14 protein-coding genes, 1 tRNA gene and 1 rRNA gene are annotated in these 16365 nt (G+C 29.9%); 4 read left to right on the forward strand and 12 right to left on the reverse strand.

The features are described from left to right. The 3 genes from ACSYT2_RS13620 to tsaD all read right to left on the reverse strand — a co-directional run bounded on the left by ACSYT2_RS13620 (position 1) and on the right by tsaD (position 3467). Positions 1 to 1200, reverse strand: coding sequence for a S1C family serine protease (locus ACSYT2_RS13620; protein ID WP_430855735.1), 1200 nt, complete (start codon positions 1198 to 1200; stop codon positions 1 to 3). Positions 1201 to 1425: 225 nt separating this feature from the next. Then, complete coding sequence (locus ACSYT2_RS13625; protein WP_438384979.1) at positions 1426 to 2439, reverse strand: alpha/beta fold hydrolase; 1014 nt, start codon at positions 2437 to 2439, stop codon at positions 1426 to 1428. An 8-nt stretch (positions 2440 to 2447) separates the two neighbouring features. Next, entirely contained in the window at positions 2448 to 3467 is a 1020-nt protein-coding gene (tsaD, locus tag ACSYT2_RS13630) for a tRNA (adenosine(37)-N6)-threonylcarbamoyltransferase complex transferase subunit TsaD (protein ID WP_438384980.1), read from the reverse strand. Positions 3468 to 3686: 219 nt separating this feature from the next. On the opposite strand from tsaD, the gene ACSYT2_RS13635 reads away from it, so the two are divergent. Together ACSYT2_RS13635 and ACSYT2_RS13640 are read left to right on the forward strand one after the other, a co-directional pair. Continuing rightward, a complete protein-coding gene (locus ACSYT2_RS13635) occupies positions 3687 to 4307 on the forward strand; it encodes a RusA family crossover junction endodeoxyribonuclease (protein WP_430855738.1) in 621 nt (206 codons plus the stop codon). Between the two features lie 6 nt (positions 4308 to 4313). Next, positions 4314 to 4889 carry a GDSL-type esterase/lipase family protein gene (locus ACSYT2_RS13640; protein ID WP_438385026.1) on the forward strand — a complete coding sequence of 192 codons (576 nt, stop codon included), beginning with the start codon at positions 4314 to 4316 and terminating at the stop codon, positions 4887 to 4889. Here the strand turns inward: ACSYT2_RS13640 and ACSYT2_RS13645 are convergent. Then, the gene (locus ACSYT2_RS13645; protein ID WP_438384981.1) at positions 4879 to 5838 is read right to left on the reverse strand and encodes an NAD(P)/FAD-dependent oxidoreductase; all 960 of its coding nucleotides are present in this window, start codon (positions 5836 to 5838) and stop codon (positions 4879 to 4881) included. The genes ACSYT2_RS13640 and ACSYT2_RS13645 overlap by 11 nt on opposite strands. Positions 5839 to 6028: 190 nt before the next feature. On the opposite strand from ACSYT2_RS13645, the gene ACSYT2_RS13650 reads away from it, so the two are divergent. Then, positions 6029 to 6850, forward strand: a complete 822-nt coding sequence (locus ACSYT2_RS13650) for a hypothetical protein (RefSeq protein WP_438384982.1) — start codon at positions 6029 to 6031, stop codon at positions 6848 to 6850. An 18-nt stretch (positions 6851 to 6868) separates the two neighbouring features. On the opposite strand, the gene yedF is transcribed toward ACSYT2_RS13650, so the two are convergent. Continuing rightward, positions 6869 to 7441: a sulfurtransferase-like selenium metabolism protein YedF gene (gene yedF / locus ACSYT2_RS13655; protein ID WP_430855741.1), complete on the reverse strand. Its 573-nt coding sequence runs from the start codon at positions 7439 to 7441 to the stop codon at positions 6869 to 6871. A 163-nt stretch (positions 7442 to 7604) separates the two neighbouring features. Here yedF and ACSYT2_RS13660 point away from each other — a divergent pair, with 163 nt between their 5' ends. Further along, positions 7605 to 9470, forward strand: coding sequence for an LTA synthase family protein (locus tag ACSYT2_RS13660; RefSeq protein ID WP_438384983.1), 1866 nt, complete (start codon positions 7605 to 7607; stop codon positions 9468 to 9470). An 85-nt stretch (positions 9471 to 9555) separates the two neighbouring features. Here ACSYT2_RS13660 and ACSYT2_RS13665 read toward each other — a convergent pair whose 3' ends face one another. The 7 genes from ACSYT2_RS13665 to ACSYT2_RS13695 all read right to left on the reverse strand — a co-directional run. Beyond that, positions 9556 to 10899 (reverse strand): TldD/PmbA family protein, encoded by a 1344-nt coding sequence (locus tag ACSYT2_RS13665; RefSeq protein WP_430855743.1) that lies wholly within the window; start codon positions 10897 to 10899, stop codon positions 9556 to 9558. 11 nt (positions 10900 to 10910) lie between these two features. Then, positions 10911 to 12293, reverse strand: a complete 1383-nt coding sequence (locus tag ACSYT2_RS13670) for a TldD/PmbA family protein (protein WP_430855744.1) — start codon at positions 12291 to 12293, stop codon at positions 10911 to 10913. A gap of 10 nt (positions 12294 to 12303) precedes the next feature. After that, positions 12304 to 13788 carry a hypothetical protein gene (locus ACSYT2_RS13675; RefSeq protein ID WP_430855745.1) on the reverse strand — a complete coding sequence of 495 codons (1485 nt, stop codon included), beginning with the start codon at positions 13786 to 13788 and terminating at the stop codon, positions 12304 to 12306. A gap of 1 nt (position 13789) precedes the next feature. Further along, positions 13790 to 15190, reverse strand: coding sequence for a sensor histidine kinase (locus tag ACSYT2_RS13680; protein WP_438385027.1), 1401 nt, complete (start codon positions 15188 to 15190; stop codon positions 13790 to 13792). 4 nt (positions 15191 to 15194) lie between these two features. Further along, positions 15195 to 15884, reverse strand: coding sequence for a response regulator transcription factor (locus tag ACSYT2_RS13685; protein ID WP_430855747.1), 690 nt, complete (start codon positions 15882 to 15884; stop codon positions 15195 to 15197). Positions 15885 to 16116: 232 nt separating this feature from the next. Further along, positions 16117 to 16191 (reverse strand) — tRNA-Asn (locus ACSYT2_RS13690). Positions 16192 to 16257: 66 nt separating this feature from the next. Then, a 23S ribosomal RNA gene (locus tag ACSYT2_RS13695) occupies positions 16258 to 16365 on the reverse strand; the annotation flags it as partial.

Genomic DNA, 16365 nt, shown 5'->3' on the forward strand with positions numbered 1-16365 from the left:
CTAACTTTCAGTAAGTTCTAATGTTAATGTAACCTCTTTTCCATTCCTTTCAACAGCAACCTCTACCTTATCGCCTATATTTTTCTTTCCTTTAATTTCATTTAATTCATCGAAAGTTTTTATTCTCTTCCCATCAAACTTTGTAATTATATCCGCTATTTTAATTCCTGCCTTTTCAGCTGGTGAAAATTCCACTACATCTTTAACAAATAATCCTTCTGGATAATCATTCCTCTTAGCAGTAGCCTCATCTATTTCTCTTACACTTACTCCAAGGGTTATAATTGGTTTTGATAATGTATCTATTCTATCCTTTGCATCATTTATAGGAATTGAGAATCCCATTCCTTCTACATTGTCTACTACTAACTTCATTGAATTAATACCTATTACTTGACCTTTAGTATTAACTAATGGACCTCCGCTATTACCAGGGTTTATAGCAGTATCAGTTTGAATTACATTCATTGTTACACCTGTACTTGCCTCAATATTTCTATTTACTGCACTTATTACACCCTTAGTTATAGTTTGAGCAAAATCCTTTGATAATGGTGTTCCTACCGCTATTACATCTTGCCCTGGATATAAGGCATCTGAATCACCTAATTCAGCAACTCCAGGAACCTTTGTTCCATCTGCTAGTTTTAACATTGCCATATCTTTAGCTTGATCATAGTTAACAACCTTAGCCTTAACTTCACTTCCATCACTTAAAAGAGCTGTTACCTCTTGACTTCCTTCTATTACATGATAATTTGTTAGAACATATCCTTCTTCATTTATTATAAATCCTGATCCTATTCCAGATACCTCTTGTGGATAAAGTCCATTATACTTTTGAATTCCTTTTGTTGATATAGTTACTACTGCTGGTTTTACCTTTTCAAAAGCTTCAGAAACTGTTAACGTCCCATCTGATGCACTTGTAAATTCTGGCGCTGCATAGGACTTAGACTCTACTACTGTTCCATTCTTGTTCATAACATTATAAGTAACTAAGCCTCCAATTAGTCCTCCTGTCATTGCAACTGCAAGACCACCTGCTATTACACCTAATATTTTTATACCATTTTTTCTTTTCTTCTTAACTGGACCTTCTGTAAAAATTACTCTTGCATCATTTTCTTGATTACTGTTATTCTCTTCACCATAAAAAACAAAACTTTTATTATCCTCGTTATTATTTTCCGTATTCATAACAATATTTCCTCCTAATAATTTATTAGCTTCTCTATATTTAAAGTATATCCTTTTTTTGTGACAAGTATATGTCATCATTTATGACATATATACTTTTTTATGTAATTAATATTTTAACAAATTAGATTAACATAATAATTGTCTAATAGGTATGTGTATATAATAATATAGAGCTAACCAACAGCTGGTTAACTCTATATATTCTTAATTTATTAAATAAATTTACTTTTCTGTTCTTCTCTCGATTCTCTTTGCCTCTTTTACAACATAATTTATTCCCGTAATTACCGACTCACTATCAGTAATGGAAATTATCTTAGAATCTGAATCTGTTTTATATACGCTAGTAAGTTCAACAGTTCCTAATTTTGACAATTCCTCATCATCTCTATTAGATATTATATATAATGGTTTATTCTTCATTAACCCATCTATTTGAGAGTTATCTTCATAATTATATATATTTTCAAGTTCATTGGATATTGCTTGTCTATAATTTTTCTTTGTTTTATGAACTGCAAACTCCTCATCTGCACCCTTTGGTAGATTTTCTTCAAAGTCATTTACCTTTATAGCCAGTCCAAACTTCTCAAGTAAGGTTGTTAATCCAAAGGATGCTCCAACCTTCTCAATTTTGCTCCTATAATACTTCCATTTAATTTCTTTTCTAAAAGCTTCACTTTTTATATTTTCCTCATTAAATGGTTGTACAAGAACCATACCTTTTACAGATTCAGGATACAAATTAGCAAAGTTGGTCATTACTAAACTTCCATACTCTTCTCCAACTAATATTACTGAACCAGTAACTCCAGCTTTTCTAAGAAGTATCTTCAACTCTTCTGCCTTTTCTTTAGGTGTCTTTATTTCTCCAATATCACTAAATCCATACCCATTCCTATTATACACAAAAGTTTTAACATCAAGCTCTTTTTCTACTTCCTTAGCTATGGATTCCCACTCATATAAGTTAGCTCCTATAGCTCCATCAAATACAATTGTAAAATCTCCAGCTCCTCTTGTTCTATACTCTTGTTTCTTACCATCAATTTTTGCATAATTTAACCTTGACTGAACTTTTTCTTTTCCAACAAAATTGCTTACTAGCTGAAATATAAATCCTATTGCAAAAATACCTACTATTACTATAGCAAATCTCTTTACCCATTGAACTGGATGGATCTTTTCCTTCATGTTTATTCGTTTTAAACCATTTGATTCTGGTATCAGATTCATCCTCTCACCTATCTTTCACCTAATTTTAAATTAGGTTTAGCATTTAAGTCTAATGATGATATATTGCCACCTATAAGTTCGTAATAGGCAGCTGATCCTATCATTGCTGCATTATCTGTACATAATACAGGCTCTGGGAATAAAATATCTATCCCCTTTTCTTTTCCTTCTTCTATTAATGCTCTTCTTAATGCAGAGTTTGATGCTACTCCACCTGCTATAGCAATTTTTTTAAGATTCTTCTTTTTACATGTTAAGAAAACATTATCTCTTAATACATCTACAACAGCCTTCTGGAATGAAGCTGCTACATCTGCTTCATTAATTTTTATATCTTGCATTTTACATTTGTTTAAATAGTTTAATACTGCAGATTTCACCCCACTAAATGAAAAATCTAATGTATCTTCGTGAAAATTTGCTCTAGGGAATTCCATAGCATTTTCATTACCCTCTTTTGCAAGTTTATCTATTTTAGGTCCACCAGGATACCCTAAGCCTATGGCTCTTGCAACTTTATCGTATGCTTCCCCTGCTGCATCATCTCTTGTTTGTCCTATAACCTCATATTCCCTATAGTTCTTTACATGTACTATAAATGTATGTCCTCCAGAAACTACTAATGATACAAATGGTGGTTCTAAGTCTTTGTGTTGTATGTAATTTGCACAAATATGTCCTTCAATATGATTTACTCCTATTAAAGGTTTATTTGATGAGAAAGCCAATCCTTTTGCATATTGTAACCCTACTAATAAAGCTCCCACAAGACCTGGACCATATGTTACTCCTATAGCATCAATATCCTCTAAAGTAACACTAGCCTCTTCTAACGCTTCTTTTACTACTGCATCAACAACCTCTATATGCATTCTTGAAGCAACCTCAGGTACAACCCCTCCAAATTTCTTATGGGTATCTATCTGAGATGCTATTATGTTTGATAATACTATTCTTCCATCTTGTACTACAGCTGCTGAAGTTTCATCACAGCTTGATTCTATTGATAATATCAACTTTCTATCCATTTATGTATCCCTCGTCTTTTTTCTATTTAAAAATCAATAAAAGTATTATACTTTATATACTCTCCTATATCAATTCATTTCCCTTGTACAGAAACTTAATCTAATGTATATTTAAATTTAGTACTATATATACAATTATAGTATATTTAAAAAATAAATCAGCAATTTTGTTATAGAATTTATGGAAAATTAAGTTTTCTTAAGAAGGAGTTTAGAATTATGTCATCATATGCTAAGGTAATCGTTGCAGGATCACCTATAACTAAATCAAATTTTAAGCTGCATAACACTCAAGGTAGAGCTATCTTACCTTCTAATTCTGGCCAATATCATGATCGCTATGCAATTTATGAACAAGAAATTGCATATATTGCACGATCTCAAAATCCAGATGTAGTTTTAGAGGAAAGTCTTATTGCCTTACTTAAAGTTTATTATAAAAGCGACAAAAGACACCCTGATACAATTAATATTACAAAAAGTATATTTGATGGTATCGAAAAAAGTGGATTGATTGTTAATGATGCTCAAATCAGAAGAATTGTTGTTGAGGAATACTATGATAAAGAAAATCCACGATTTGAGTTAGAACTATTTGGTGAGAGCCAATATAATATATCATATACAATACAAAAGAACGAAATAGAAAATGATAAAATAATGTATTCTCCAATAAAAAAAGGCCCTCTAGGTAAAGTTCAAAAAGATAATCTAGCTCATTCAACCTCTGCAAATAAAACCTGCAGTATATGTAATAAATTCCTATCCTCCGATAACTTTGTTACAGGGGATAAGGGTAAAACATTGATATGTAAAAATTGCTTTAAGAAACTATTTTAAGAGGTGATATCATTGAATGAAAAATTTGTTTTTATAGGGGATAGTATAACCTTTGGTTATGGTGTTCCTAAAAATCAAGGCTGGGTATCTAAACTATCTACTACACTTAAATCAGAGGTTATCAATAAAGGAGTTAATGGTGATACAACCCCTTCAATGCTTAATAGATTTTACGAAGATGTAATCACCCATAATCCAAAGTATATTTTTATAATGGGTGGTACCAATGACTTACTATCTGGTAGATCTATTGATTCTATACTTTCTAATATTACAGAAATGATTAATGAAGGTATTGAAGGTAATTCTACCATATATATAGGTATCCCACCTTATATAATAAAAGAGATGGCAAATAAACTATTCATACCATCTCCATTCTACTCTTATTGTGAAAACTCTCTTCCTATACTGAGAACTGAACTAATTAATCTCTGCAAAAAAAGAGCTATAAAATACTTTGATTTTTATAATTTGACATTAGATAATTTAGACAAAAACATATATATTGACGGAATTCATCTAAATTTCCTAGGAAATACTTTTTTATTAAATGAAGCTATAAAGGTCCTTAGTATATAAACTTTGTTATATACTCTGAGGCCTTCTTTCCTGCCTCAATACCATCTATATCTTTTTCATTTAATGCATTTATTCCATAAATAAGATTACCACAAGCAAATACACCCTTAAAGGATGTTTCATATTCATTTACCTCTGGTCCTAAGTTCTTAGGATTAATACTAATTTTAATCTTTCTTGCTAAATCAACCTCTGAGAAATATCCCACAGATAATAATAGGGAGTCACATGCAATAGTTGTATATTGATCCTTTTCTTTATTCAATATCTTTACTCCTTCTATTCGTTCTGTTCCAAAGACCTCTACAATTTTACTATCTTTTATTATTGGAATGTCAAATCCTTTTATTATATTTTGATTCTCTTCATTGAATGTAAAATCAATATCCTCTTTAACTACTAACGCCTTTATATTAGCACCTTCTATAAAAAGTCTTCTTGCTACTATAAGTGCCCATCTGCTACTTGCTATTATTACCGGTTCTTTACCTGGTAAGTAACCTTCAATATTTATTATTCTATGAGCATTGCCTATTGTGTAAATTCCAGTAAATCTATTTGTTGGTATTACTATACTTCCAGTATATTTCTCTCTACACCCAGTAGCTAATATTATTGCACTTGCCTTTACATCTACTACCCCTTCATCTGGATTAACATAACTTACTATTTTATCCATGGATATATCTAGCACCTCTGTATTAACCTTAATATCTATTTTATATTCCTTTAATTTTTCTTCTATAACATTAATATATTCTGGCCCCGTAAATTCTGCATTTAACACCTTCTTACCAAAGCCATTATGAATACATTGATTCAATATTCCACCTAAAATCTCTTCCCTTTCTAAGAGCAAAATCTTTTTAATTCCATTTTCCAATGCTGTTAAGGCAGCAGTCATCCCTGAAATGCCTCCACCTATAATAATTAAGTCATATTGATTCATAAAGATTTCCTCCTTCAAAATACCCAATATTAAAGCTAATTTTAAAACCTTAATATATTGCTAATTCATATATTATAACTAGATTATATCATACTAGGTTTTCTTTAACATGCTTTTAATTTTATACTTTAGATTGTATAATATTCTTAAATTAACATATACAAATTTATTATGAATAATAGGTGATAAAATGAATACTATAGCACTAGTCCTATATTTTATAGGCTTACTAGGTGTATGTTCAGCTCTATTGATACTAGGGTTTAAATTACATAAGAAAGGAAAAATACTAAATATAATTACCCTTACACTTATAATCCTCTCCTTTATTTCTCTAGGTATTGGGATTATATTAAACTTACTTAATATAAAGAATTTGCCTTCTGTTGATGATATCCAATCTAATACTACTGTAATATCTGATTTGGATGCCAGCGAAAAAGTTATAGATACGTATAAAGACTTATCTTTTATATACAAGATAACCTATTCAGATTCAAGCTCTGTGGCTGATGCTTTTCTTACAGTAATTAATGATTCTTCTTATTTATTTAGTGGAAATATAAACTTGCAATTCCTAGATGAAAATAATGAAATATTATCAACTATGGTATTACCAGTAAAGAATCTAGTTCCTAATAGTTCTATAAACTCTAATGTGCAGGTAAATAAAAATACTAAAAATATTGAGTATTCCTTCGAAGGAAAATTTATTAAAGAAAATACTTTAGATTCTACTGTAGACTATAGAGTTAAAACCATGGGTATAGGAGATGGCTATATGAGGTTTGAAGTTGTTTCAAAAAATAAATCTTATGGGAATCTTGAGAAGATATGTCAAGAATTTAAAATCCTATATACAAGTGATATATGCAAAGGCTTTTTAATTTATTTTATTGAAAGTGATGATTTGGGTTTTAATAAATCCTACTCTGATTTCTTTGGAGATAATGAAAAAAATATCTATACCCTAAATATATTTGAGAATAATACTAAATATAAAATAAGCTAGGAATTATCCTAGCTTATTTTATAACTTTATTAAATCATCTGCTGAGTTCATTATTTCAACTATTTCACTCATATCAGTTACTTTGCCTACAAGTAACTCTTTCTCTAATCCATAACTCTCTAAACAAGTTTTTGAAGTAAAAATATTTACTCCTTTTTCTTGTAATAGTTTTAACCCTTCTATAATCTTAGATCCTCTAGTAGCTAATCTTACTCCACCATTTAGGAATACTATTGTCTTAGGAACTTTATCTTCTTCACTTAATGTATCAAAATAACTTATCATTAGGTTTTCACCTAACTTGTCATCTCCTTCACCCAACTTGTCTGTAGTTATTAAAATAGAAATCTCCTTTTCCTCTTCTAATACTTCTAGACAACCTCTTTTCTCAACTTTTATTTCGTATCCGCCATTTATTTCTTTAGATTCTACTTGGTATCCTTGACTCATCGCATATTTTACTACATTTCCATTTGCAATATCATTGTCAACAAATACAATTGCTTCACCTTCTCCAATAGAATCAAAATATTTTTTAATTCTTTTTACTGGCACTGGACATTGAAGGCCCTTGCAATCAATCCTCTTCATAATCTCACCTCATACTAGTTTAAATGTTATAATGTTATTTCAAAATATAACCTTTTATTCAATTATATCATTTATAAAGATTTATTAAAGATTTTTTTAACTGTTTACTTTGACTTTATAAGTATATTATAATTTAAATTGACTATTTCAAAGAGGTGAAAGCATGAATAAATTTATAGATAGCATTAAATCTTATGTGAAAAATGTAGACAAGCACACCCTTATAAAACTTGGACTATTTCTAATACCTTTAATAGGTATTGTATGCAAGGGAGTATTCTTACAAGGTTTCATTCAAAGTGAAAATCCATATAATTTCGATTTAGCCCTTGGATTTTCTGAATCCTCATATTTCTTAAGTTACTATTTTGCATTTACATTAATATTTCTTAGTTTTGCATTACTATTTAAAGGTAAAGGAAGAATAATCTATATATTTATTGTCGATGGATTATTTACTCTACTAGTATTATTAGATGTAATGTATTTTAGAGGGTTCTTAACGATGCCTTCTGTACTAATATTAACTCAAACTGCAAACCTAGATAATTTAGGTGGAACTGTATTCTCAATGATGAGTCCACTTGACATATTATTCTTCTTAGATTTAATAATACTAGGTATTTATGTATTTAAGACTAGAAAATCCTATAAAGTTACTCCAGCTAGATCAATAAAGTTATTTCTTATTACATTTATAATACCTTTACTTTATGTTGCTTATGTTCCTTTTAATCTTTACGTATTAAAGAATGAGGATGTAAATAAAGCTTATTTATTTGATGGTTATGATCCAACTAATACTGCTAAGTATTTTTCATCTATTGGGTATCATATAATAGACCTTTATACAGTTTATAATAACTCTAAACCATATGACCTTACAGATGAAGAAAATCAAAAAATAAATGAGTATTATGAATGGAAAAAAGAAGACTTGCCAGATAATGAATATGCTGGTATATCAAAAAATAAAAATCTAATAGTAATTCAAGTTGAATCTTTAGAGACTTTTGTCTTAGGTAAAGAGATTAATGGTAAAAAAATTACCCCTGTTATGGATTCACTAATAGAACAAAGTTTATACTTCCCTAATATATATGAACAAGTTAATGAAGGAACTAGTTCTGATTCAGACTTAATGGTTAATACATCAATGCTTCCATTAAGAAGAGGAAGTACTTTCTTTAGATATCCAAACGTTAAGTATAATTCTTTACCGATATTACTTAAAGATGAAGGTTACGAAACAGCCTCTATACATCCTGATAAAGGTTCTTTCTGGAATTATGCTAATGCCCTAAAAGGTGGTATTGCCTTTGAAAACTTTATAGATCAATTTAGTTTTGATACCTCTGATCTTATTGGAATGGGAATTAGTGATAGAAGTTACTTTGAGCAAACTGTCCCAATGATAAAGGAATTTAAAGAGCCATTTTACGCTCATACAATAACCCTTACAAATCATGGCCCATTTGATTTACCTGCTGAGTTAAGAAAATTATCTCTTGATGATGAGCTTAACAAGAGTGAATTAGGAGGATACTTTGAAAGTGTTCACTATACGGATGCTCAAATTGGTTACTTCTTAGAATTACTTGATAAAGAAGGTATATTAGATAACTCTGTTATTGCTATAGTTGGTGATCATACAGGAGTTCATAAATATTACAATTTTGGAATTAACCAATTATCAAATAAAGAAGATTGGTACTTAGATAATAGTAATCCTACTGTTCCATTTATTATCTATGATAAAAGTATTAATGAAGGTAAAACTTTTGATACAATTGGCGGTCAAATTGACATAATGCCTACTATGCTTTATATGTTGGGCGTAGATAGAACTAAATATGAAAATACCGTTTTTGGTAGAAATCTCCTTAATACAAATAAAAACTATGCCATCCTTACTAATGGTACAGTTAAAGGAACTGATTTATCTGCTGAAGATGAAGAAATGTTAAAAAATTCTCTAGACTTATCAGATAAAATGATAAGAGCTGACTATTTTAACAAGGATAAATAGATAAAATATAGGCAAGTCAAATACTAAAGTATAGTGTTTGACTTGCTTTATATTTTAACCTAATAATTATATTTTAATTATAAAATCACTTACCTGCTATTGACATTTCTTTTACTATAATAGATGGTGATCCAATACTACTCATTGGAAACCTTAAATCACTTCCTATCACTTCTATGTCCTTTAATAAGTCAAAGTAATTACCTGCTACAGTTATTTGCTCAACAGGAAATGACTTCTTTCCACCTTCTATATAAAATCCCTTAGCTGCTAATGAAAAATCTCCAGTTATTGAATTTGCTCCTGAATGAAGTCCTGCAAACTCTGTAACCATTAATCCTTCACCAATAATCTTCATAAGTTCCTCTAAACTCTTCTCTCCCTTTTCTATATAAAAGTTAGTTGGAGAAATACTTACTGGTGATGCATAAGATCCTTTAAAGCCATTACCTGTTGTTTTGATTCCTGCCTTATTTGCAGTCTTTAAATTATGAAGTAATGTAGTTAGCCTACCCTTTGAAATAACTTCTTTTCTATAAGTAGCAACACCTTCATCATCAAACGGTGTTGATGATAGTCCATTTTCTAATAATGGATCATCAACTATTGTTAATATATCTGAAGCAATAACTTCCCCTTCTTTACCTTTTAATAAAGACAATCCTTTTTGTGCTGCATCTCCATTAAATATACCTGAAAATGTTCCAAGAAGTGATACCATTGCTTCGTTGAATATTATTGTTTTATATTTACCTGATTCAATGCTCTTACCACCAATTCTTGATAATGCTTCTTCAACACCTTGTTTAGCTATAACCTTAGGATCTATTTCACCTACAGAATTAGCAGTTATATATCCAGTTCCATCATACTTTTCTCCATTTTCCTCTACTATTGGTGCAACATAAGCTGTTAGCAAATTTCCTTTGTTAGTTAGTTCTAATCCTTTAGTATTATAAATTCCGTATTCAGATGTTCCATAACCTATACTACAACCGCCTATATTAACTACTTTATCTGAATATTTCTTTGACTCTTTTTCCATATCTAATGCTATCTTTATTAAGTCTTTATTATCTATGTTTTCTAGCTTTTCTGAATAAGATTTTACTTCACTATATTCTTTATCTCCTTCATAGATAAATTGAGTATCTTCACTTTCTATAGACATAGCTCCACTTTTTGCATTACTAACAAGCATATCTATAGCATCTTCATCTAATATTTCTGTATATGAATAACCCATTTTACCATTTATTTTACCTCTAAATGATAGTCCAAAAGTTTTATTAAGACTATACTTTTCTACCTCTTCTTCATAAACAGTAATATTTAAACTTTCTCTATTACTAAAATAAATTTCGCATTCATTAAAACCTTCTGCCTTTGCTTTTTTGAATAATAACTCTTTAAAATCTTTAAATTCCATAATCAGTCCTCCTATCTTCCACCTACAGTGATTTCTTTTACTCTTATCATAGGTTGACCTACATTAACAGGTATACTACCAGAAGATGAACCACACATCCCTTGTGCTTGCTCTATGTTGGTGCCTACCATATCAATATTCATTAATACCTCACTACCCTTACCTATTAAGCTAGCCCCTCTAACTGGCTCTTGAATCTCGCCATCTTTAACTAAATATCCTTCTGCCACAGCAAAGTTAAACTCTCCAGTGACAGGATTAACTGAACCGCCACCAAGTTTTTTTGCATAAAGCCCTTCTGATATTGATTTAATTATTTCCTTAGGATCATCCTCACCAGCTGCGATATAAGTATTAGTCATTCTTGAAGTAGGGGCATACTTATAACTTTGTCTTCTAGAATTCCCTGTTACATTCATCCCCATTCTTCTTCCATTAAGTTTATCAACCATATATGACTTTAATATACCATCTTGAATTAATATATTCTTATTACTTGCATTACCTTCATCATCAATATTTATAGATCCCCAAGCATTTGGAATTGTTCCATCATCAATTGCAGTGACCTTGGTAGATGCTATTTGTTCTCCTAGCTTATTTGCAAATACGGAATTCCCCTTAGCTACAGCTGTTGCTTCTAGTGAATGTCCACAAGCTTCATGGAATATTACTCCACCAAACCCGTTATCTATAGCAACCATCATATTACCTGCTGGGCAATTTTTTGCATGTAACATTGTGTATGCTGTTCTAGCTGCTTCTCTGCCATAGTAAGCTGGATCTATTTCATTAAACATTTCAAATCCCTTATATCTTCCTGGCCCTTCGAAACCTGTTTGATTTTCATTATCCTTAGATGCAATGGCATTTATACCTAGTCTTGTTCTTATTCTTCTATCTTCTGCATACACCCCTTCTGTATTTGCAACAAGAATCTTTTGATCCTTATCCATATATGAAACACTTACTTGTGAAATATCTGTACTAAACTCTTTAGCACTTTTATAGGCTATCTTCATTACACCTATTTTCTTTTCATACTCAACAACATTTGGATATATCTCTATCTTATGAATATCACCAACATTAACTGTATTATTTAATACAATACTCTTTTCTTCTTTTAAATCACCTAAAGCTAAAGCTGCTTTATATGCTGTATCTAGTAATCCTGATAAACTATTATCATTAGTATAAGCATATACGCTCTTAAACCCTTTAAATATTCTTATCCCTACACCATAGGTTCTACCCCCTAGTGCATTTTCCACTTTATTATCTAATATACCTATTGAATTGCTTATGCAATCTTCCTCAAAAATTTCTGCAAAATCTCCACCTGTAACTAAGCATTTAGCTAGTACAGTAGATGCTACCTCTCTTGAAATCATTTCTTTCCTCCTATTCTATACTTCTACTATTTTCTTTGAATACACTACCCCATTTATCAACATAATCTCCGGCACACCACTCTGACATAATTACCTCTTCTCCATCTTTTAGCTGAATTCGCTTTAATGGGTTTAATCCTAAATTACCATCTTGTATCTCATATATTAATAATTCATTCTTAGTTACTATTATACCTAACTTTCCATCAGGGGATATAAATGCATCTACTATAAAAGGTATCTCTCCCTTTAGAACTTTCCATGGTATTATTAGTGTATCATAGTTTATTAACTTTTGATTAGGTGTAATATTTAAAGGATAATCATAGGGAATTCCATCTGATATAGATGATATTCTTCCCTGCAATACCCATTTACCATTACTCCTCACTAATGTAAAATTACTATAATCTATATATTTACTTAATCCCCTAGTCTTTGAACTATCAAGACTTTTATATGCATTTTCATATGCTCTCTGATATATCTTATTCGTTTCTTCTGGATAAATATCACCTATAACAATTGCTTTTTCAGAATGAAGATTATCTATAGGCAATACTTCGTATTTAGGGCTATTAATAATCTTACCACTTCTTGTAACTTCTGTAGCAATATAGTCATTTCCAACAAAATTTAAACTTCTCTTAATATTTATCCCATCTTCGAATATTTTAATATTGCTATCCTTTTCAATATTGGCTTCAGGAGCTTTACCATCTATAGAATTTGCCACAAAATATTCATAATCTATATTTAACTCCTTATCTTCTATAGTTTCTTTTTTCAATACCCATATTCCCTTAGTTCTAGGGAATATTATATCACTTTTTTCTTTTATCTCTTGCAATTCATTTTCTTTTGTACTAATCCATAAGGTTCTATACTCTTCTTTACCATTATTTTGAGGATCACTACTTTTTAAACCAATATATACTCCTTGAGAACTAGATTCTTGACTCAATCCCTTCTTTTCATCATCGTACTTATTCGCCTTAAAATCTTCGTCTCTTTCTTCAATTTCTGATTCTATATTAATAGTAAAAATTACTCCTTCATAATAAAAATAGGAACTTCCTTCCTCTTGATATATTATCTCTCCCAAAATATTATTTTGGTATGTTATTGAATATATATTTGTACTGTCATAATCTATACCTAAATCTGATACTTTAAAGTTTGCCTCATATGAAAGCATATAATTCTTATCAACTACTTTTAGTTTATAATTTACTCCGCTTAATGTCTTACTACCGATTTTTATAGAATTATTTTTTATTATTAATGAATTTTCTATTATTTCATCTATTTGAGATTGTGTTGAAATATTCCTATCCTTTACAGAATAATCACTAACTTTCCATACTCCGCTTATTCCTAATTTATTATTTTTAGGTGCTTTGATATTAACATCTACTCCCCCATTAGTAATAGAGCAACCTGTAAATATTAAACTACATATGAATATAGTAAGTATTTTAAAAATTTTTTTCATTTTACGGTTGCACCCCCTTAATTAAAGGGATTATAACAGTTATCTTTGTACCTATATTTTCTTCACTTTCTATCTTCAAGTCTCCTCCATGAAGTTTTGCAATCTCATCACATATTGATAATCCAATTCCATTTTGTGACTTAACATTCTTACCTTTATAAAACTTTTCTTTAACCCTTGGTAAATCTTCCTTTGATATTCCGGAACCATTATCCTCTACAATAATACTCATATAGTTCTCTCTCTTATTAATATCTATTTCTATTCTTCCTTCGGTATCTGTAAATTTCAAAGCATTATCAACAATATTTATTAGTACCTGCTTCATCTTATCTATATCTATATATACTATATCATCCCACATATTTGATTTTATCTCTAATACTTTACCTTCTCTTTTAACTCTTTGAGACATATATATCTGCATGTATTCTATAAAATCTTTTACCTTAACCTCTTTCCTATTTAATACTGTTTTTCCATTCACAAGTTTAGAGAAGTCTAGCAACTCTTCTACCATTGTTACAAGCCTATCAGTTTCCTTTTCTATTATATTTAATCCAACCTTTAAGGTTTCCTTATCTGTCAATTCATCATCAAGTGTTATTGCCCAGCCTTTTATAGATGTTAGTGGAGTTCTAAGTTCATGAGACACCGATGAAATAAATTCATTTTTTAACTCATCTTTTGCTTGTATCTCTTCTGCCATATAATCAAGGGTATTCGCAAGCTTACCAATTTCATCTTTATCCTTAATATTACTTCTTACTTTCAAATCACCACTTGCCATCTTTTCAGCAACAACTGTAAGCTCCTTTATTGGTGTTATTATACTTTTTGCTATTAATATACTTAAAATAAATCCTATTACTAAAACTAACATTGATATAAATAAGAAAAATAAAACAATAGCATTTATTGCTCTATCCACACCTTGTAAGGAGATTATAAATCTTATAACTCCAATAACCTCATCTTCAACAATAATTGGTTTAGATACTGCCATTACTTTATAATCATAATAATCTACCTTTCCTACCCATCGGCTACTTTTTTCACCATTAAGCACTTTGGTTACATCTGAATATTCTTTTATATTTCCATCTATTGCTCCAATAGAATTCATAATCAACTTACCTTTATCGTTATAAATCTGAACTTGTGCATCAGTCTGATCCCAAAAGCTATCCAGATTATCGTAAACTGTCTCCTCTAGTGAATAAGATGAAAAATATTTATTATAAAAGCTTGTTGATAATCTTATTTGATTCTTTAATAAAGCTTCTGAATTATCGTAATAATACTTTTTTATGAATACTACCAATAATATATCCAAAATAATGACCGTAGAAAATATAACTATTATAAAGCTTTTTATTAATCTACTCTTTATACTCTTCATATTATCAACCTTTCCATCTATATCCCAATCCCCATACTGTTTCAATATATTTAGGTGATGATGAGTCTTCTTCTATTTTAGCTCTCAATCTTCTTATATTTACATCAATAATTTTTGGATCTCCAAAAAAATTATAACCCCAAATAATATTCAATAATTCATCTCTTGTAAATGCTTTATTAGGATTTTCAATAAATAACTTCATTATCATATATTCTTTTGGAGTAACATCTATTTCCTGCCCATTCTTTAATAGTTTTTGTGAGTACAAATCTATTATGAATGGTCCACCTTCTAGTTTTTGAATAATACCGTTATTTTCAACTTCATTTTCTATTCTTCTTAAAATCGCTTTTATTCTTAATACTACCTCTAATGGATTAAATGGTTTTATAATATAATCATCTGCTCCATATTCAAGTCCCATTATTTTATCCATATCCTGACCCTTAGCTGTTAACATTACAATCCCCATTTTAGGAAACTCACTTCTTAATTTATTACATACCTGAAACCCATCAATTCCTGGTAGCATAACATCTAATATAGCTATATCTGGCTTTTCATTAAGAGCCTTATTTATTCCATCTTCACCTGTATCAGCTTCTATAACTTCAAATCCATTTCTAATTAAATTTATTTTTAAGAATCCTCTTATACTTTCCTCATCTTCAACTAATAAAATTTTTGACATTCTCTCACCTCATATCAATATATGCTAATAGAAGAGAAGCAATTTGCTGCCTCTCTTCTATTATAAACAAATTATACTATACTACAAATAATTATAACTCTATAATATAATGTTACTCCATTAAATGCTAGATATTAATTTATAAATATACATTACAATAATGTTACTATTTTTTATTATATATAAAAAGAAAAGCGATAGTATTAACTATCGCTTTTTTTGCAAAAAAAAATGGCTCCGCGGAGAGGACTCGAACCTCCAACCTATCGGTTAACAGCCGAGTGCTCCACCATTGAGCTACCGCGGAACATTTATTCAAAGATTGCTCTCTGAAAATTGCACATAGTATATATTAAGTATTCTCGTTATTTATTTGGTCAAGCCCTCGACCTATTAGTATCAGTCAGCTCAATACATTACTGCACTTACACCTCTGACCTATCAACCTCGTGTTCTTCAAGGGGTCTTACTAGCTTATGCT

Origin of the sequence: Clostridium zhoujianii (assembly GCF_051590805.1) — a bacterium.
In the GTDB taxonomy this organism is placed as follows: domain Bacteria; phylum Bacillota; class Clostridia; order Clostridiales; family Clostridiaceae; genus Clostridium.